At 50.8% G+C, this 19,894-nt stretch carries 17 protein-coding genes and 1 riboswitch; of the genes, 11 read left to right on the top strand and 6 right to left on the bottom strand.

Going from position 1 to position 19,894, the window contains the following annotated elements; translation table 11 throughout:
- The first annotated feature begins 43 nt into the window (after positions 1-43).
- From ACYVSB_RS03280 to recD2, 6 genes are all read left to right on the top strand, one after another.
- Positions 44-1,204 (top strand): cysteine desulfurase family protein, encoded by a 1,161-nt coding sequence (locus ACYVSB_RS03280; protein WP_461218409.1) that lies wholly within the window; start codon positions 44-46, stop codon positions 1,202-1,204.
- 69 nt (positions 1,205-1,273) lie between these two features.
- The gene (locus ACYVSB_RS03275; RefSeq protein WP_461218408.1) at positions 1,274-1,615 is read left to right on the top strand and encodes a DUF1831 domain-containing protein; all 342 of its coding nucleotides are present in this window, start codon (positions 1,274-1,276) and stop codon (positions 1,613-1,615) included.
- Between the two features lie 20 nt (positions 1,616-1,635).
- Positions 1,636-2,760, top strand: a complete 1,125-nt coding sequence (gene mnmA, locus ACYVSB_RS03270) for a tRNA 2-thiouridine(34) synthase MnmA (RefSeq protein WP_461218407.1) — start codon at positions 1,636-1,638, stop codon at positions 2,758-2,760.
- Between the two features lie 104 nt (positions 2,761-2,864).
- On the top strand, positions 2,865-3,536 hold the full coding sequence (locus ACYVSB_RS03265) for a histidine phosphatase family protein (protein WP_461218406.1): 672 nt from the start codon (positions 2,865-2,867) through the stop codon (positions 3,534-3,536).
- A 142-nt stretch (positions 3,537-3,678) separates the two neighbouring features.
- On the top strand, positions 3,679-4,413 hold the full coding sequence (locus tag ACYVSB_RS03260) for a tetratricopeptide repeat protein (protein ID WP_461218405.1): 735 nt from the start codon (positions 3,679-3,681) through the stop codon (positions 4,411-4,413).
- Positions 4,414-4,588: 175 nt separating this feature from the next.
- On the top strand, positions 4,589-7,159 hold the full coding sequence (recD2, locus tag ACYVSB_RS03255; RefSeq protein WP_461218500.1) for an SF1B family DNA helicase RecD2: 2,571 nt from the start codon (positions 4,589-4,591) through the stop codon (positions 7,157-7,159).
- Between the two features lie 180 nt (positions 7,160-7,339).
- On the opposite strand, the gene ACYVSB_RS03250 is transcribed toward recD2, so the two are convergent.
- The 5 genes from ACYVSB_RS03250 to ACYVSB_RS03230 form a co-directional block, all read right to left on the bottom strand.
- Positions 7,340-7,579 carry a helix-turn-helix transcriptional regulator gene (locus tag ACYVSB_RS03250; RefSeq protein ID WP_461218404.1) on the bottom strand — a complete coding sequence of 80 codons (240 nt, stop codon included), beginning with the start codon at positions 7,577-7,579 and terminating at the stop codon, positions 7,340-7,342.
- A 3-nt stretch (positions 7,580-7,582) separates the two neighbouring features.
- Entirely contained in the window at positions 7,583-7,897 is a 315-nt protein-coding gene (locus tag ACYVSB_RS03245; protein WP_461218403.1) for a DUF6442 family protein, read from the bottom strand.
- A 238-nt stretch (positions 7,898-8,135) separates the two neighbouring features.
- On the bottom strand, positions 8,136-9,128 hold the full coding sequence (locus ACYVSB_RS03240) for a diacylglycerol/lipid kinase family protein (RefSeq protein WP_461218402.1): 993 nt from the start codon (positions 9,126-9,128) through the stop codon (positions 8,136-8,138).
- A gap of 137 nt (positions 9,129-9,265) precedes the next feature.
- Positions 9,266-10,957, bottom strand: a complete 1,692-nt coding sequence (gene rnjA / locus ACYVSB_RS03235) for a ribonuclease J1 (protein WP_461218401.1) — start codon at positions 10,955-10,957, stop codon at positions 9,266-9,268.
- On the bottom strand, positions 10,957-11,172 hold the full coding sequence (locus ACYVSB_RS03230) for a DNA-directed RNA polymerase subunit epsilon (RefSeq protein WP_125602148.1): 216 nt from the start codon (positions 11,170-11,172) through the stop codon (positions 10,957-10,959). The genes rnjA and ACYVSB_RS03230 overlap by 1 nt, the downstream gene beginning before the upstream one ends.
- Before the next feature lie 274 nt (positions 11,173-11,446).
- Here ACYVSB_RS03230 and ACYVSB_RS03225 point away from each other — a divergent pair, with 274 nt between their 5' ends.
- On the top strand, positions 11,447-11,995 hold the full coding sequence (locus ACYVSB_RS03225; protein ID WP_461218400.1) for a hypothetical protein: 549 nt from the start codon (positions 11,447-11,449) through the stop codon (positions 11,993-11,995).
- Between the two features lie 32 nt (positions 11,996-12,027).
- Here ACYVSB_RS03225 and def read toward each other — a convergent pair whose 3' ends face one another.
- A complete protein-coding gene (gene def, locus ACYVSB_RS03220; protein WP_461218399.1) occupies positions 12,028-12,591 on the bottom strand; it encodes a peptide deformylase in 564 nt (187 codons plus the stop codon).
- 400 nt (positions 12,592-12,991) lie between these two features.
- Positions 12,992-13,150, top strand: a riboswitch (M-box (ykoK) riboswitch).
- A 153-nt stretch (positions 13,151-13,303) separates the two neighbouring features.
- Here def and mgtA point away from each other — a divergent pair.
- The 4 genes from mgtA (at position 13,304) to ACYVSB_RS03200 (ending at position 19,894) form a co-directional block, all read left to right on the top strand.
- Positions 13,304-15,925, top strand: a complete 2,622-nt coding sequence (gene mgtA, locus ACYVSB_RS03215) for a magnesium-translocating P-type ATPase (protein ID WP_461218398.1) — start codon at positions 13,304-13,306, stop codon at positions 15,923-15,925.
- Positions 15,926-16,169: 244 nt separating this feature from the next.
- The gene (gene pdhA, locus ACYVSB_RS03210) at positions 16,170-17,273 is read left to right on the top strand and encodes a pyruvate dehydrogenase (acetyl-transferring) E1 component subunit alpha (RefSeq protein ID WP_461218397.1); all 1,104 of its coding nucleotides are present in this window, start codon (positions 16,170-16,172) and stop codon (positions 17,271-17,273) included.
- Between the two features lies 1 nt (position 17,274).
- The gene (locus ACYVSB_RS03205; protein ID WP_461218396.1) at positions 17,275-18,252 is read left to right on the top strand and encodes an alpha-ketoacid dehydrogenase subunit beta; all 978 of its coding nucleotides are present in this window, start codon (positions 17,275-17,277) and stop codon (positions 18,250-18,252) included.
- A 22-nt stretch (positions 18,253-18,274) separates the two neighbouring features.
- Positions 18,275-19,894, top strand: a complete 1,620-nt coding sequence (locus tag ACYVSB_RS03200) for a dihydrolipoyllysine-residue acetyltransferase (RefSeq protein WP_461218395.1) — start codon at positions 18,275-18,277, stop codon at positions 19,892-19,894.

Here is a 19,894-nt window from a genome sequence, read left to right as displayed (position 1 = left end):
GGACAGCGCCTCAGTTGGTTTAGACTTCTAATGGAGGTGGAAGATGGAACATTTTTATTTCGATAATGCCGCGACCACGCCGGTGAGTCCGACGGTGGTTCAGGCGATGACCGACGTGTTACGCGATGATTTCGGTAATGCCTCAAGCACGCACTTTTTCGGTCGGCGGGCCCATGATTTGCTGGATCAAAGCCGACAGACGATTGCGCAAAGTATCAACGCCGCTAGTATTGATGAGGTAATCTTCACCAGTGGTGGCACCGAAAGTGATAATACCGCCATTCTAAGCACGGCGGCGGCCTATGGTCAGCGGGGTCATCATATTATTACCACCGCGATCGAGCATCCAGCCGTGATGAAAACAATGGCGCGACTGGAGCAGCAGGGCTTTGAGGTCACGTATTTACCGGTGGATGGTCTGGGTTATGTGACGGTTGACCAGGTGGCGGCGGCCTTGCGCCCAGAGACGATTCTGGTGTCGATCATGATGGGCAACAATGAGATCGGGACGATCGAGCCCATCAAGGAAATCGGGGCGCTGTTGGCGGATAAACCGGTGATTTTCCACACTGACGCGGTCCAAGCATATGGTGTCCTTCCAATCGATGTTCAGGAACTGGGGGTCGACTTCTTGTCGGTTTCCGGTCACAAACTTCATGGCCCCAAAGGTGTCGGTTTTCTTTACGCCAAAACTGGGGTCAAGCTGGTGCCCTTTATGAATGGGGGCGAGCAGGAACATAAACGCCGCGCTGGGACGGAGAATCTCCCCGGCATCGTGGGCATGGCGCAAGCGGTCCGTGATTTAGCCGGAACCAATAAGGCGAAGCGGCGGGAGCAGTTGCTGGTTTTGAAACAGGCGGTTCTAGCCGAATTGGATCAGGCTGGGGTGACTTACCACATTAATGGACCTGATCTGCAGGCGAGTTTGCCCCATGTATTGAATTTATGGTTTCCCGGAGTGCCGACCAATTTGGCCCTGACCAGTTTGGATCTGCGCGGCTTTGCGGTTTCCGGCGGCTCGGCTTGTACGGCAGGCAGCTTGCAACCATCGCACGTGTTAACAGCGCTGTATGGCGCTAACGCCGCGGAAATCAGTGAATCGTTGCGGCTCTCGTTCGGCAGTGAGAACACCTTGGCGCAGGCGCAGGCCTTGGGTCAAGCCTTGGTCGCTGTCGTAACTGATTATTTACAGCAGACGACTTAAGGTGGACTGTACCGACAGCGCTTGTTTTTGTTATAATGAACTCATGATCTTAATTAAGGAGCGAGTTTAATGGCAAAAGATGAAGTTAAGTTATTGGGCGATCAACGCACATTTAAATTAAATCCACAGGTTAAAGCGTACACCTTACGTGATGTGGGTTTTACCAAGAGCAAAAATGGCAGTTTCAACTTGATCCGGCCGCTTTATGGTGAATCACCTTATGTGGCGGTTTTTCAACTGAAAATGACCGTCGGCGCGGATCTGACCACCATGAAAATGAGTATTACAGACCGTAGCGGCTTAAAGGCAATCAATATTTTTAAAGATGAGAAGAATGTCAAGGAAGTTGAGCAGTTCAACTACTTGATCGAGAATTTCATGGAGCGCGACATTCTACTTGTCGTCTCCTAAATTGAGGAGCGAATGTAACAATGGATAATTCAAAGACCCGGGTTGTTGTCGGGATGAGTGGTGGCGTTGATTCCTCAGTGACGGCGCTATTGCTTAAAGAACAAGGTTATGATGTTATTGGTGTTTTCATGAAGAATTGGGATGACACCACGGATTCTGGGGTCTGCACGGCAACCGAGGATTATGAAGATGTTGCGCGAGTAGCCAATCAGATTGGGATTCCGTACTATTCGATCGATTTTGAAAAAGAATATTGGAATCGGGTCTTTGAATACTTCTTAGATGAATATCGGCACAATCGCACGCCTAATCCAGACGTGATGTGCAACAAGGAGATCAAGTTCAAGTCTTTCTTGGATTACGCTTTGTCACTGAACGCGGATTACATTGCCATGGGTCACTATGCTCAGTTGCGGCGTGATCAAGACGGAACGGTTCATTTATTACGCGGTGCTGATGACAACAAAGATCAGACTTATTTTCTGAATACCTTGTCGCAGGAGCAGTTGCAAAAGGTGATGTTCCCCATTGGTCATTTGCGCAAGCCAGAGGTGCGGGCCATCGCTGAGAAAGCTGGTCTGTATACCGCGCGGAAGAAGGATTCCACTGGGGTCTGCTTCATTGGCGAGCGTGATTTCAAGAAATTCCTGAAGGAGTTCTTGCCGGCCCAGCCTGGCGCGATGCGGACACCAGCTGGTGAGCTCAAGGGTCAGCATGATGGCTTGATGTATTACACCATCGGTCAACGTTCAGGCTTGGGGATCGGGGGGTCTAGTGACTCCAGCGAGCCTTGGTTCGTGGTTGGTAAGGAGATGGCGACGAACACCTTGATTGTCGACCAAGGGTTCAACAATCCGCGGTTATTCGCGACGAGCTTGTCTGCTGTGAAGCTTTCGTTTGTTGCTGGTCAGGCGCCGGCAGCTGAGTTCCACGCCACCGCAAAATTTCGCTATCGTCAGCAAGATGTAGGAGTGACCGTGAAAGTGGATCCAGCCGATCCAACCAGTGCTGAGGTCATTTTCGATGAGCCAGTCCGGGCGATCACGCCAGGTCAAGCCGTTGTGTTTTACGAGAATGAAGAATGTTTAGGCGGCGGGACAATTGATGTTGCCTATGACCATACAAAAGTCTTACAATATGTGTAAGTCCAAATGAAAATCGGGCTGTTGACGATGAAAATCGCCCAGCCTTTTTCATTACAGTGATTTAGTGATGGGTAGCTGACTAAGCTTGATAGGCAGGGGTAAGGATGACAAATTTCTTCTTCGTACGACATGGTAAAACAGAATGGAATCTGGAGGGACGGCTTCAAGGCGCGCATGGAGATTCGCCGTTATTGCCGGCTAGCTATCGGGATATTACCCGTTTAGCGAATTATTTGAAGCATGAGCGGCTTCATTTTCAGGCTATTTATACCAGTCCGTTATTGCGGGCGCAGACAACGGCGGTTTTCATCAGCGAGAATTTGAATCAGCCTAATTTGCCGATCTATTTGGAGAAAGATTTGCGCGAATTTAATCTGGGCCTAATGGAAGGTAAAACTTACCAAGAGGTGGAAGGCAAATACCCCCATGAAGTTGATGCGTTTCGCTATCGCCCGGATCAGTTTCAAGCTGAGCGCATCCAGGCGGAGAGTTTCAGCCAACTGATTTTGCGCATGCGGCGGGTCATTGTGGCGATTTCACAGCGTTACCCGCAAACTTCAGCGAATATTCTGGTCGTCAGTCACGGGGCGGCGCTGACGGCGTTGATGCAATCGTTGCTGGGCACCCCTTTGAAAGATTTGCGCAAAGACGGGGGTTTGGCCAATACCAGTTTGACCGAATTGGCCACCTATGATCAGGGGCGAACATTTCAGAAGATCCGCTGGAACGAAACGTCATACTTGGGCAAGAAGCTTGGCACCAGTGATTCGGTTTGAGTAGGTGGGCGGAACCAACTCGGGTCCTTTTTCGCCGGGCCCGGTTCGATCAACACGGTTGGTTGGTCAGACAAGGCCAGTTAACAACAGCCGTGTGCTAGCGTGGTCGCGGCGATTTTTCAATTTGAAAGGAGTTCCGATGGTGAAAACGTCAGATGCGCAACAGCCTAAACGATCCAAACAGCCAGATGGCGCTCAGCTTTCAGTCGCTGAGCAACAACAGGCAATTCTTGCGCTAACCAAACAATTACAACAGAATCCAAATGATGTGGCCAAACTGATTGAATTGGCCACTCGCTTAATGGCGGTGGCTGATTTGACTCAGGCCCAGCAAGTTTTAGCCCAGGCGGCGGTCCTGGCGCCTGATAATGTCGCCATTCCGTACAATCAGGCAGTGATCGCCCACCAATTACGGGATGATCAGCAGGCGTTGGGCTTATTGCAGCCATTAGTCACGTCCCCATTAGCAGCAGCCGTCAATTACCTTCTGGCCGTGATTTATTTTGAGCAGCAACAGCTCCAACTGGCTAGTGCCTTTGCCCTGACCGCGGTGGAACAAACGCCCCGAGGCTTGGCTGAAAATCTCCTTTTGGCCCAGATCCTCACGAAACAGCAGTTGTGGGCGGCGGCGCAAGCATACGCGGAAACGGCCTATCAGGTTGCGCCTGAAAACGCTGATGCGGCCTTTGTGTTGGGCGGTTGCCGCCTGAATCAGGGGCAAGCGGAACAGGGCGCCGCCTTATTGCGACAGGCAGCCGCGCAGGCGCCGCAGAAATATCAGACAGCGGTGACCGCGATTCTGGGTCCGGACCAGTCTGCCGGACCAAACAGGGCGCCCTTGAATTCAGCGCCCGATCCAACGTCAACCGATTCCTAGGTGACAGGCCGGTCTACGTCAGATTCAGCGAGAACCGATAGTGACGTAACCGGCGCGGTAACAACAGTTTTATTGGCAACAGGTGCAGTAGTAACAAGCGTGGCAAGCAACAGCTTCAGCAGCAAACAAAGGCAGCGCTAATATTTTTCGTCGTGGAGGTGCTATGGGCGTGTCAATGATCAATCAACCAGTGACTTTGACTGGCTCAGTTCAGGATATTCGTTTTGAAGATCCGAAAAGTTACTTTAAAATCGTCATCGTAAAAATCAAAGAGGCCGACTTTTCATGGCCGGAACCAACGATCACGGTCAAAGGTGATTTTGGGGAACTGGACTTGGATCAACTTTATGAATTCAAGGGTAAGCTGGTGGTCCATAATAAATATGGCACGCAGGTCCAAGTCACTAGCGCGCAACATTTGGCGCCTTCGACTTCCGATAGTTTGGTTCAATATTTCTCTGGGGATCGCTTTCCTGGGGTAGGCAAAGTCGCGGCGCAGAAAATCGTCGCTCATTTTGGTGTGGACGCGATCGATGAGATTATGGCGGATCCCGAACAGTTGACGACGATCGGCTTGAAGACCAAACAAGTCACCACGATTTTAGACCAGTTACGGGAATCTTATGGCACTGAGAAAATGATTTTGTCACTGACCCAGTTGGGTTTGACGCCTTGGATGATCAGTCAAGCAATGAAGAATTTCGGTGGGCAAACCTTGGACATTTTACGGGAAAACCCCTATCAACTGGCCTTGAAAGTTCCCCAGATCGGCTTCAAGCGGGTCGATCAACTGGCCCAGAATCTGGCGATCGATTTCGATGCGCCGGTGCGGATCCAAGGCGCGGTGATCCAATTCATGCGCAGCAATTTGCTGGAAACTGGCGATGCTTTCGTGACGGCGCAAGCGGCGCTGGAAGGGGCCTTGGCTTTGTTGCGGCCCGCCCGCCGGCAAGTGCCTACCGATGCTCAGATCGCTGACGAGTTGGTGACCTTGGCCAGTGAAGGCTTGATCGTGGTGGAACAGCAGCGGCTTTATTTAGGGGCGACTTATTTGAGTGAGGTCAAGATTGCCCAAGAATTGCACCGTCTGCAGGCAGCCAAAGTCAAGGCCTGGGATGATCACTCGTTCGAAACAGCGCTGCAGCGGTTGGAGAAACGGTATCGCGTCACGTATGATTCTCAGCAGATCAAGGCGATCCGCGCCGGCTTGGATCAACCCCTTTCAGTCTTGACAGGGGGGCCTGGCACCGGGAAAACCACGATTCTCTTAGCGGTGGTTCACCTGTTCGCGGAGAAAAATGACTTTAAACTCAAACAAACCAAAAATGACGAGGATCAAGACGAGGCGCCAATCAAGTTAGCGGCGCCAACTGGGCGCGCGGCGAAACGACTGAATGAAATGACCCAGTTGCCAGCGCGAACCCTGCATAGTTTACTGGGACTGGCGCCAAATGACGATCAGTTCAGCGAAATGACCGGGAACGATTTGCAGGGGCAACTTTTGATCGTCGATGAGATGTCGATGGTTGATCAGCGACTTTTTCAAACCTTGGTGCAGGCCATTCCTAAGGGGATGCAGGTTTTGTTGGTGGGGGACCAAGACCAGCTTCCCTCAGTGGGGCCAGGGCGGGTCTTTGCGGACTTGATCGCCAGCAAGTGTCTACCGGTTACGGCGTTGACGGCGATCTATCGTCAGTCAGACGACTCGACGATCATCAATTTGGCGCGGTCGATCCGCGATGGCGAGGTACCAGCGGATCTGACCGCGAGCTTGCCAGATCGCACGTTCATCCAGTGTGCCCCGGGACAAGTTGCCCATGTGGTTGAGCAAGTCATGCAAAAGTCGTTGCGGCGGCAATTCAGCCTGAACGAGACGCAGGTCTTGGCGCCAATGTACCGCTATGATGGCGGGATCGATCAGATCAACGTGGCGGTCCAAGCCTTGGTCAATCCCAAAAAGACCGCGCGAACAAAAGAAGTCGTGGTCAATAATGGGGTTTTCCGCATTGGCGATAAAGTCATTCAGTTGCAAAATGAAGGCCAGTTGGGGATTTATAATGGTGATATTGGCCAAATTACTGGCATTCGCCCCGCTAAAGGTGAAGATGAAGCTGAGGCCAAGTTGATCATTGATTTTTCTGGATTGGAAGTTGAGATCCCGCAATCATCTTGGCATAATCTGAGCTTGGCTTATTGCATTTCGATCCATAAGTCGCAAGGTAGTGAGTATCAGCTGGTGGTCTTGCCGCTAACAATGAATAATCGCATGATGTTACAGCGGAAATTGTTGTATACAGCGGTGACGCGGTCAAAGAACAAATTGGTCATGGTCGGCGATCCCGCAGCCTTTGTTCAAGCAATCCGTAATCAAGGCAGTGAGCGTCAAACAACATTGGCTCCACGGATCAAGGCGATGTTCCAGACAGGTCATACTTTACTGAAGCCAACCGTGGCGGAAACGGACGCCAGCTATCAGACCGCCACCACAACGGCCTCAACGCCCGCGAGTTCGGCGAAAGTGACGCCCGCTAGCGCGGCGGCGCCAGCGGCCATGTCGACCGCTGAGGCAAGGCCGCTGGAACCTAGCGCTGCCATGGTTAGCCAACAGGAGCACGCAGTTGTCGCGGAGTCAGCGCCGACCCCACCAACTGACAAAAAAACGTTTATTTTAACGCCCCAGTTGATTGCGGCCAATACCATCGATCCCTTGATTGGCATGGCGACGTTACGCCCAGAGAACTGTTAGGCACCAGCCGCCTTAAGTTTCAACCGAGCGCGCAAGCCCAACAGTTACCAGTTTCAATATACAAACCCGTAAACAGATCATTAAATTAAAGAAAATGTCGGAAAACAGAAACTTTTCCGACATTTTTTGTTCTGAGCAATTCAGCCAGCCAGCTGCTCTGTGGGTAAGATCAGGGCACAATTAGCGGTCGCGCTGGACTTGTTCTGGATCGTCAAAGTAGAACAGATCGGCGAAGTCCTGATTTAAGGCCAAGCACAGCAACAGGGCCAGCCGCGCTGAGGGTACGAATTGATTGGTTTCGATATTGCTGATGGTTTGGCGCGAGACGCCGACCAACTTTGCCAAGGCGCTCTGGGTCAAGCCCGCGGCGCCCCGCGCTTGCTTCAAACGATTTTGTAGGTGTAATTTCGGTCTGCTCATGGCTCAACGAAACAGCAGCGGCGCGACCAGGGACCAGCCTGTCGTCACCACCGCCACCAGCAAAACTAAGAGAAAGAGGGCGGACCACCAAGATTTCTGCTGTTGCCAACTGAAGACTTCGTGTCCCAGTCCCGCGACGAGAATCATGAAGAACAGGTCCGTCGTCGGTTGTTTGGCTAAAATCCGAATCACAAAAATGATCAACCAGGCAATCATTAACATCAGATAATGGACGAGGCTGAGTTGGGTGATTCGACCAAGACGCCCCTCATCCCGTTGCTCCGCTTGCGCCACCTGCAATAATTTTTTCTTGTCCATGTTACCAATGCTTCCTTTGCTTTTGATTTAAGAACAAGGCCTATTTTAGGAATGCTAAGTAAACTTGTCCATCGATTTTCGCTGGTGGGCCCCACCCTTTGTGGCGAATTCCCGCCAAGAAAAAATCGGTACCGTGGGCCGCAGCGTAATCGAGGCAGAACGAACCCTTAGAACCCCAGACAAAAAGCGGGATCAGCCACATGATGTTGTGGTTGATCCCGCTGCGCAGTGTGAGAAATCAGATCCAGAAGGGGTATTGTTGATTGTGAGCGGTCAAATGAAATTCATGTGCGCCCATGTCTTCGCCGTCCATTTGACCGAATTGAGCTGGTGCAATGTGGAGTTTGAGGGTTTGCCCCCGAAAGAGGTGGACCGCGGGACTATTCAAATGTTTCCCATTGGTCAGCATCAGAATGAAGAGCCAAATGAACTTCGGCAAACTCGGCTTTTCCAGAATAATCAAATTCAACTCTTGAATATGGGGATCGGCGGCGGGTACGATTGGAACCCCACCACCGAAATAGGCAATGTTAGTCAAAGTACTGAGATAGGCCTGCTCGAAATGGAAATGATCGGCGCCAAGCTCAAGATCCAAGGCATAGGGCTGTTGGTGTTTGAGCACCGAAATCAAATTGATCACGTATGCCAGGTTACCCAGGTGCCAACGATTCAATTTGCTTTTCCACGGGGAGTGTTCGGTGAGGTGGACCACATGGGCGTCAAAGCCCATGCCGAAATTGTTGATCAGGTAATAGGGCTGGCTAGGCTCTGCGGCGCTGTTCTGCAAGGCCAGCGCGAACACATTCAGTGGCGTCGGCGTGCTGATTTGCTGCAAACGTTGGATAAATTGATCGACTTTCCGGGGCAAATGCAGACTACGGGCGAAATCGTTGCCTGAGCCAGCGGGGAAATAGGCGATGGGAATCTGAAAATGCGGGCGCATTGGGTGGTGGAGACCGTTGAGCACGTGATTGACGGTGCCATCACCGCCAACGATCAGGATGGTAAACACGGGCTCACGCAGCGCTTGGCCCGCGCTGGTAGCGGCGGCTTCAAGCGCCAACGCCTTTTGGCCCAATTGTTCGCCTAACAAGACACCGTGACCAGAATATTCGGTAAAAATCGGTTCATAGTCAACCTTCGCCGCGGTCATGCTGGCGGCAAGTTGCGGCCAGACTTTGGCGGCGGCGCCACTACCGGCCTTGGGGTTGATAATGACCACATATTTCATTAATGAATTCCTCCCAAGTAACGATTGAATCGGCAGTGGAGCGACATTGTCTAAAGCCTGTCAATTCAAGCAAAAAATGAAGTGTGGCAAAAAAGTGAGGGTCACTTTTTTGCCACACCAGTGAAAAATAATTCAGTTTAATTCGTGCTGATCAGCATCGGTAAAATCATTGGATGCCGTTCGGTTCGGGTAAAGAGGAATTCCTGCAAGGCGTCGATAATGGCATCGCGTAGCATTGCCTCAGTGACCTTGTCTTCGTCAGCGAACATTTTGCGGATCAGATTGTAGATGCGTTTCTGGGCCGCTTCGATCAAGGAACCAGATTCACGCATGTAAACGAAGCCGCGTGAAAGAATATCTGGCCCTGCTAAGACCAATTTCTTCTTATAGTCGATCGTGGCCACGACAACCACCAAGCCTTCTTCGGAGAGCAGGCGTCGGTCGTGGAGCACCACATTGCCAATATCACCGATCCCGGAGCCATCAACATAAACGTCATCAGCCGGGAAGTGTCCCGCCAACCGAGCTCGTTTGTCGGTCAGCGCTAAAACATCACCGTTTTCAAGAATATAGCTATGATCCAACGGTACGCCGCAAAGTTCCGCTAATTCAGTATGGATCTTCAACATCCGGTATTCACCGTGGATCGGCATAAAGAATTTCGGTTTCATCAGGCGCAACATCAGTTTTTGTTCTTCTTGGCCACCGTGACCTGAAGTATGGATGTTGTTGACTTTGCCGTGGATCACGTCAGCGCCGGCTTCTGACAATTGGTTGATCAGATGGTTAACGCTGATGGTGTTGCCGGGAATCGGATTACTGGAGAAAATCACGGTATCGCCAGGATTGATTGAGATCTGGCGGTGGGTCCCATTGGCGATTCGACTAAGGGCGGCCATGGGTTCACCCTGGGAGCCTGTACAAAGAATCATGACCTTGTTCGCAGGTAGGCGATTGATTTCGTGGGCGTCGACGAGCACGCCATCGGGAATCTTTAAATAGCCTAACTCTTGACCATTGACGATCGCGGTTTCCATACTCCGACCGAAGACCGCAACTTTACGATCGTGTTCGATCGCCGCTGCAATGGCTTGAGCCACCCGAGAAATATTCGACGCGAAGGAGGCGAAGATGATCCGACCCTCAATGCCTTCAAAGATATGGCGAATTGAATTTCCGACAAAACGTTCAGATTTGGTAAAGTTCGGAATTTCAGCGTTGGTCGAATCAGACATCAGTAACAGGACGCCTTCTTCTCCTAAACGGGCCATCCGTTGCAGGTTGGGGGCAGGCTGATCGCCAACAGGGGTCAAGTCAAACTTAAAGTCACCTGTTTCCACCACCACCCCTTGAGGTGTATGCACCGCCACACCAAGCGTATCAGGAATCGAGTGGGTGGTCCGGAAGAAGGTCACACTGACCTTCGGGAACTTCAGGACCGTGTCCTCATCGATCTGATGCAGTTCAGTCGTGCTCAACAAACCATGTTCTTCCAGCTTACCCTTGATCAGCGCTAAGGCCAGGGGGCCAGCGTAAATGGGAATGCTGGGGATTTGTTTCAGCAGGAATGGGATCCCGCCAATATGGTCTTCGTGACCGTGGGTGATCACTAAGGCTTTAACTTTATCAATATTTTCGGCGATGTAACTATAATCCGAAATGACATAGTCGATCCCTAATAGGTCATCCTCAGGAAACTTGATCCCGGCGTCGATCACAATGATCTCGTCTTGAAATTGGACGCCGTACATATTCTTGCCAATTTCGCCGAGACCACCAATGGCGTAAACCGCGGTTTCGTTATTTTGGATTTTTAACTTTTTAACCATTAGTTAAACTCCGTGAGCTTAAAGTTAGGACTCTTTTGCTCGTATTCCAAGAAATTTCCCGTTAATTCTTGGATCGATTCAACGTTGTACTCGGTATTCTGTTCAACCAAGGCGCGAGCGGCAACGCTTGAATTGGCCTCGAGGTAGAGGGCTTGCGTTAACTCCCGTTGTGGGTTGCGAATTTCGGTGGGTTGATATAATACTTTATAAATCAAATTAAGAACTCCTTATTATTAGCATTTATTTCCGAACGTTTGGTCAGCCAAACAAGTCGGTTTCACGTGCCAAAAAAGGCGACGCAAAACCAACTGCCTGACTCACAGTTATTTTGATATTATCATAATTTCCGGTCGTTGTATACCGAAACGGTTGAGGAAACAGTCTTCCACGGGGAAAATTTATCCCCCCGATCGGTGTGCAGCATTGAGCACCTTCGACCTTTTTCCTGCGAGAATAGGGTATACTGAGGGCAAAAGGAGGCGACGCGCCATGCAAATCTTTCTCAGTGTGATTCTTGGTCTGTTGGTTATCACCATTCTCGGCATCAGCGGTCATCATTACTGGCTGATTCGCCAACAACGGCGGCAGCAGCAATTTCTCGATGCACAATTGCGCCAAACACTTGTTAAATGGCAAGGGAAATACCCTTTTATCGACTTCGCTAGTTTGACCAGCGCCGTGCCTGTTTCGATTTGGCATCGCGATGTGCTCTTGTTCGAGTATACCGTGCAGATCAAAGCACCGCATACTTTGCCGTTGACCGCCGCCGAACTGACCGCCTTATTGAATGAGATTCTAAAATTGCCAGCCCCTGTCCATGTGACAGAATGCTGGCAACTAAAACAAACTTTTCATTTCGACGTGGCTTATTTAGCCAATCAGGCGACGATCCGTTATATGCATGATATGGGCCGAATCAAGACGGCTGATCAATTAGTCGCAGCGCAAACCGCGCCTTGGAAACCGGCCAGCTCACCCACGGAAAGCGCGCAGTCGGCCCAACCTAAAAAATCAGCGACGAAGCCAACAATCAAATGAGACTTTGGCCGCGAAATAGACGCGTTGGGGTGTTAGTCGATCAGGACAGTACTGTCGTCGGCTAGTTGGAAAGGCGTCTTGGTGTTGATCAAGTCGTAGTAGAGATGACCATTCAGATGGTCGATCTCATGTTGACAAACGATCGCTGGGTAGTCGCGTAGTCGAATCTTGTGCGTTTGACCAGAGGTGTCCTGGTAACGCATGGTGATCCGATCGTGGCGGACCACATAACCGTCAATGTCCTTGTCAACGGACAGGCAGCCTTCGCCTTCTGATAACGCCGCCGGTTGGACCGAGTGACTGACGATCACTGGATTGATGATCACTTCTTTGAACAATGGTGTGGGATCATCCTCAGGGCCCGGCACCAAGACTGCCGCCATCATCTTAGAAACACCAACTTGCGGCGCCGCTAAACCAACGCCAGGACGCAGCCCATATTTCTCAGCCAGCTTAGGGTCTTGACTATTTTCCAGATAGGCCATCATTTCTGTGGCCAACTGGCGATCTTCGTCGCTTAAGGGAAATGCGACTTTCGCGCCGACTTGGCGAAGAACAGGATCGCCATCGCGCACGATATCATTCATTAAAATCAAAATCGTTCCTCCACTCTAATAAGTTTCACAATGAGTCTAGTTTATCAAAAATAACCGCACAATTAAAGGCACTGATCGGAAAACTGCTGAAATTAGTCGAATTTGGCTGAACACAACTTTCTGGCCGCAGCTTTTTTGCGGGTAACTAGCGTTGATCGTTGGCCACGATATTATTGCCGCCGGTGAAGGGGACGTCCAGAAGTTGCCGCGACACCATCGAAGCGGCCAAGGTTAAGACAAGGCTGTGCAAACGGCAAAAATTCATCAGAGCAAACAAAAAAATTAGTTAAGGTTAACTGTTGCTAAATCAACCTTTTGCGTGGCTTCTTTGAAAAAAAGTGATGGCGATTGGTTGCAATTGTCGGAAAAGTCGTTATCATTAGAAGTGAGAGAAATCTGAATAAACACCTGTTAGGTGAGGCTCCTATACAAACACACGCTACTGCTCAGAAACATCGAGAGATGCCCATGAGTCAGCTGGAATTGCCTTCAAGGCTTTTTCTAATGTAGCTGAATTTGATTCTACGTTGTATAGTGCTAAAACTCGACAGTGATCCTGCTAGAATTGGCACACTCACTGACGAGTGTGCCTTTTTTGATCCCGGCATGGTGGCAGCAGGTTATTAATTGGAGGTGATCGCGTGTCAGCTGGTCCGCAAGCAAATCAAGCTCAGATAGAAAATGAAGAAACAGAACCTGGAGGTAACCACCGATGTTATTTACAAATAAGAAGACCGCGATCGCTCACAATAAAGCCGCGGCCCTGATCAAGACTAGCCAACAATCCGCTGCCAGCGTCTTAGCGTCCTTAGCCACCCGAACCACGGGGTTGACCAGCGCTGAAGCCGTGGCTCGCATTGAAAAGTATGGCCTGAATCAGGTCATTACCCGTGAGAAAAATAGTAAATTGAAATTATTGGGTCAAGCTTTTCTAGACCCCTTTGTGATCGTCTTGATTTTTCTGGCGATCTTATCAACCTTAACGGCGGATTACGATGGCGCGATCGTGATGACCATGATGATCCTCTTGTCCGTTGTTTTACGCTTCGTTCAAGAATTACGGTCGCAAAAGGCCAGCGCCGCGTTACAAAAAATGATTGAAAATACCTGTGCCATCACCCGGCAGAATTTGACCAGTGAACGACCTATGACCTCGGTGGTTCCCGGCGATATCATTGAATTACGCACGGGTGACTTGATCCCGGCCGATGCTTATCTATTGAAGACGAAAGATCTGTTTTTGAATCAATCCTCAATCACCGGCGAGGCGATGCCCGTTGAGAAATTCGCGGAGGGCCAGCAGCCGTTGTCTTCAGATGAGGCCAGCGATAATCAAGTTTTTGACCGCAATAATTTGGTTTTTATGGGGACGGATGTGCTCAGTGGTAGCGGGCAAGCGGTCATTCTTCAGACCGGCAGTCACACCTTGTTTGGTGATCTGGCCAAATTAGCCACGCAAAAGCGGGGCGCGACCCAATTTGATCGCGGCTTGCGGCGGATTTCGCGGCTTTTGATCGTGATGATGATTATTTTAGTGCCGATCGTATTCTTGATCAACGCGCTGACGAAAGGTGATTGGACCCAGGCGTTCTTCTTTGCGGTGGCCGTGGCTGTCGGCTTGACGCCGGAAATGTTGCCGATGGTGGTCAACAGTAATTTAGCCAAAGGGGCGACGACGTTAGCGAAGAAGAAAGTTATCGTCAAAGAATTGCGGGCGGTCCAGAACCTGGGCGCCGTGGACGTGCTCTGCACTGATAAGACCGGCACCTTGACGCAAGATCAAATCACCTTGATGTCCCATTTGGATCCTCAAGGTAACAGTGACGCGCGGGTGTTACAGTACGCCTACATGAATTCCTACTATCAAACGGGCTGGCGCAATTTGCTGGATCAAGCGGTGATCGACTATGGTCAAGCGACCAAGCACGCGACCTTAATGACCGATTTCCCGGCGGAATTGCAGAAGGTCGATGAGATTCCCTTCGACTTCAATCGGCGGCGACTCACCGTTGTCGTCAAGAATGATCAGCACCAGTGGATGGTCACGAAAGGCGCCTTCGAAGAAATCATGAAGATCAGCGATCAGGTTGAGTGGGACGGTCAAGTGCAACCGTTAACGCCGGCGATTCAGGCGAAAATGGTGAATTTGAATCGGCAGTTGAATGAGGAAGGCATGCGGATTTTAGGCATCGCTTATCGCCTGGATGTTCATGAACAGGCCACCTACCAAATCAGCGACGAGAAGCATATGGTTTTCGCTGGATTAATGGGCTTTCTTGACCCGGAGAAAGCGACTGCTAAACAAGCAATCCAACTTTTGCAAGCCCATGGGGTCACCGTTAAGATTCTCACTGGGGACAATGGCGCGATCACGCAACATGTGGCGGGCAAAGTGGGGATTCGCGATACCAGCTATCTGGAAGGTCAGGCACTGGTTGATCTCAGCGAGTCGGAATTGGCGGCGGTCGTGGAGGAACACGACTTGTTCGTCAAATTGAATCCGGTCCAGAAAGCGCGGATCATCAAGGTATTGCAGGAGAAACACACTGTGGCCTTCATGGGTGATGGCATCAATGACGCTCCGGCGCTGCGGCAGGCGGACGTCGGTATTTCGGTGGATAACGCCGCTGATGTGACCAAGGAAGCTAGCCAAGTCATCTTGCTAGAAAAGAGTCTACTAGTGCTGGAAGACGGCATCATTGAAGGGCGAACCGTTTATCGGAATACGATGAAGTATATTCGGATGACGATCGCATCCAATTTCGGTAATGCGCTTAGTGTTTTGTTGGCGAGTATCTTCTTACCATTTCTGCCAATGCTGTCACTACAGATCCTGGTCCAAAACTTGATTTATGATCTGGCGCAAATGTCCTTACCTTGGGATCACGTTGATGATGATTCTTTGCGGGCACCAACGCCATGGCGCACTCAAGGATTATTGCGTTTCGCTTTGATTTTCGGCCCGGTCAGTTCGATTTTTGATCTGATTACTTTCGCCTTCATGTGGTTTTCGCTCCAGGCCAATACCGTGGCGCAAGCCGGCCTGTTCCAAACGGGCTGGTTCCTAGTCGGGCTGACGACCCAAAGCCTGATCATCTTCGTTTATCGGACGACCCAAGTGCCCTTCTTCAAGAGTAAAGCGGGCAAACCAGTGATTGTCGCGACGATTGCGGCGATTCTGATGGGCTTTCTCGTGGTCTTCGGTCCATTGCAACACACCTTTGGCTTTGTCGGCTTACCGAACCAATACTGGCTGTTTTTGCCAGTAGTGGTGTTGGCGTACTTGATGTTATCCGACTTCTTAAAGGAAAAATTACGGATCGACTTGAACTGAATTAGCAATCAAATAAGACAGATATAAAACAGCAGTCGGCAGCGCTTGTGGGTGTAAACCTTCACAAATGAAGCCGGTTGTTTTTCTGTGCTTCTCTTCACAGACAGCGGCAATGATAACGCTTTTTTGGAATCTTAAGATAAATCGCTTGCAAGTTGGAATTGAACATGTTATCTTAAAATCAAATGCTGGAATATAATACAGTTTATTATTTTTTGTATTACAGAAAAGTGAGGCCGGAGAAATGGTTAACGGAAAAATCGATTTTGCTAAAATCGTTGATACAGAGGCACAGGAATTCCCGGAGATCAAGGTATTGAACGAGGCGGGCGAGATCATCGCGCCTGATCTGGATCCCCAATTATCGGATGAACAGTTGGTTGAACTGTTATCAAAAATGGTTTTCGCGCGGACGTTGGACCAACGCTCGACTGCCTTGAACCGTCAAGGACGTCTAGGGTTCTACGCGCCAACCGCGGGACACGAAGCGTCACAAGTGGCCAGCGAGTATGCCATGGATCGCGGCGATTTTATTTTGCCGCGTTATCGTGACGTGCCAGAGCTGGTTTTGCACGGATTACCGTTAGCAAAAGCATTTCTCTGGTCCCGGGGTCATCAAGCTGGTAATGAATATCCGGACGACTTTCGTGCTTTGCCACCACAGATTATTATTGGCGCCCAATATGTTCAGGCGGCTGGGGTCGCTTTGGGCCTGAAGAAGCGTGGCAGCAAGCAAGTCGCCTACGCTTACACCGGGGATGGTGGGACGTCGCAAGGTGACTTCTATGAAGGCATTAACTTTGCTGGCCATTTCAAAGCACCGGCGATCTTTGTGATTGAGAACAACGGTTTCGCGATTTCCGTCCCACGAGCGGAACAGACAGCAGCGAAAACATTAGCGCAAAAAGCCGTGGCCGCTGGGATTCCTGGCGTTGTGGTTGACGGAATGGATGCGTTGGCCGTTTACCAAGTGATGGCGTCAGCACGGGAATGGGCCGTGGCTGGAAATGGTCCTGTTTTGATCGAGACTTTGACTTATCGTTATGGGCCGCATACCTTGTCTGGAGATGATCCTAAGCGTTATCGGACGCCGGAAATGGATCAACTTTGGCTGAGTCGTGATCCGTTGATCCGGATGCGGAAATATTTGACGGATAAGGGCCTTTGGAGTGAAGCGAAGGAAGCCGAAATAGTTGATCAGTATAAGGCTGAGATCAAGGCCGCAATCGACGAGGCCGATCAAGCGCCGAAGCAAAAAGTCAGTGATTTCTTGAAGAATACGTATGAGGTCCAACCTCAAAACATTCAGGAACAATTACAACAAGTCGAACAGGGGGAGGCAAACTAAAATGGCCCAAAAAACAATGATCCAGGCAATCACCGATGCCATGGCGATCGAATTAGCCAACGATGATAATGTTTTAGTTTTCGGTGAGGACGTTGGTAAAAACGGTGGTGTCTTCCGGGCCACGGAAGGCTTGCAAGCAAAATTCGGCGAAGATCGCGTTTTTGATACTCCTTTAGCGGAATCTGGCATCGGTGGGTTGTCCATCGGCTTGGCCTTAGAAGGCTTCCGTCCGGTTCCTGAAATCCAATTCTTCGGTTTCATTCTCGAGACCATGGATTCAATTGGCGGACAAATGGCGCGGATGCGTTACCGCATGGGGAATACGCGGCAAATGCCGATCACGATCCGCGCGCCGTTTGGTGGCGGGGTCCATACGCCGGAAATGCACTCGGATAATTTCGAAGGCTTGATCACGTCTTTCCCAGGGATCCGCGTTGTGGTCCCAAGTAATCCCTATGACGCCAAGGGTCTCTTGATCAGCGCGATCCGGAGCAATGATCCAGTGATGTATTTGGAACATATGAAATTGTATCGCTCTTTCCGTGACGAAGTGCCTGATGGCGAGTATACCGTGCCATTGGATCAGGCCAATGTCACTCGGCCGGGTCGCGATGTGACGATCGTGACTTATGGCGCGATGGTGCGTGAGGCTGCCAAGGCCGCTGACGAGTTAGCGAAAGAGAATATCGAAGTGGAAGTGATCGATCTGCGGACGATCGCGCCATTAGATATGAAGACGATTATCACCTCCGTTGAAAAAACAGGGCGGGCTGTCGTAGTTCAAGAAGCACAGCGCCAGGCTGGCGTCGGTAATCAAGTGATTTCAGAGATTTCCCAACGGGCGATCTTGAATCTGCAAGCGCCGATCGGTTTCGTGGCAGCTCCTGACACACCTTTCCCATTTGGCCAGGCCGAGACGGCGTGGCTCCCTAATGCCAGTGATATTGTTGCCGAAGTTAAGAAAACCGTGAATTTCTAGAAAAGTTGGAGGTCAGATAATCGTGAGTTATATTTTTAAATTACCTGAATTAGGTGAGGGCATCGCGGAAGGCGAGATCGTTAAGTGGCATGTTGCCCCTGGTGATCAAGTTAAAGAAGACGATATCATCCTCGAAGTCCAAAACGACAAGTCGGTTGAAGAGATTCCCTCGCCAACTGACGGTCAAGTGACGAAAATTTTAGCCAACGAAGGGGACACGGTCACGGTCGGCGAACCACTGATTGAATTTAATGGTTCCGGTGAAGAGCCGGCGCCAACTGCCGCTCCAGCAGCCGCGGTCGCGCCGAATACGCCGGCGGCACCGGCAGCAGCTGGGTATTACCAATTCAAATTGCCTGAGCTGGGTGAAGGTATCGCGGAAGGCGAAATCGTTAAATGGCATGTGGCTCCTGGTGAAACGATCAACGAGGACGACACGTTGCTGGAAGTTCAAAACGATAAGTCAGTCGAAGAAATCCCTTCACCCGTCACCGGGAAAGTGATCCAATTGATTGCTAACGAAGGCGAAACAGTCACCGTTGGTCAACCGCTCGTTGAAATCGACGCGCCTGAGGCCAACCCGACCGGTGGCGCCACGGCGGCCCCTGCCGCAACCGCGGCTGCGGCGCCAGTGGCAAACCCAACCAACAGTGCTGTGACACCAGTGGCGGTGCCACCGGTCGCGACGAGCACGCCTGGCCAACCAATCTTGGCCTTGCCGTCAGTGCGGCTGTTTGCGCGGGAACAAGGGGTCGATCTGGCTCAGGTGACAGCCACCGGCGCTCATGGACGAATCACGAAAGATGATGTGACCCGGGCCGCTGGTGGCGCGCCTGTAGCGGCTGCGACTGCTGCTACCCCAACGGTCGCAGCGGCCGTGACCCCAGCCACTGCTGCTCCAGCGGCAACGCCAGCGCCAACGCCGTTACCAGCATTTGCTAATGAGACGCGGGAGAAGATGTCGCCAATGCGTAAGGCCATCGCCAAAGCCATGGTGACCAGCAAACATACTGCGCCGCATGTGACTCATTTTGACGAAGTTGAAGTGTCCGCGCTGATGGCGCATCGCAAGCGCTTCAAGCAAGTGGCTGCTGATAAAGGCATCAAGCTGACGTTCTTACCATACGTTGTCAAAGCGTTGGTGATCGTGTTACGCGACTTCCCAATTCTCAATGCGTCGTTGGATGACGCCACCCAAGAAATCGTTTATAAGCATTACTTCAATGTAGGCATTGCCACAGATACACCACACGGTTTGTACGTGCCGAACATCAAGGACGCGGATCGCAAGAGTATTTTCACGATTGCCCAAGAGATTTCTGAAAATGCCCAGAAAGCGCAAGATAGTAAGTTGAAGCCCGATGAAATGGCGCACGGTTCAATGACCATCAGTAACATCGGTTCTTTAGGTGGTGGTTGGTTTACGCCAGTGATCAATTACCCTGAGGACGCGATCTTAGGCATTGGTAAAATCGCCAAAGAGCCAATCGTCAACGCGGATGGTGAAATCGTCGTCGGCAATATGTTGAAGCTGTCCTTGTCTTTCGATCATCGTTTGATCGATGGCGCGACGGCGCAAAAGGCATTGAACGAGTTGAAACAGTTGTTAGCAGATCCAGAATTACTGTTGATGGAGGGATAA

The organism is Lapidilactobacillus salsurivasis, from assembly GCF_054785215.1.
This window is presented reverse-complemented; position numbering and strand designations above follow the sequence as displayed.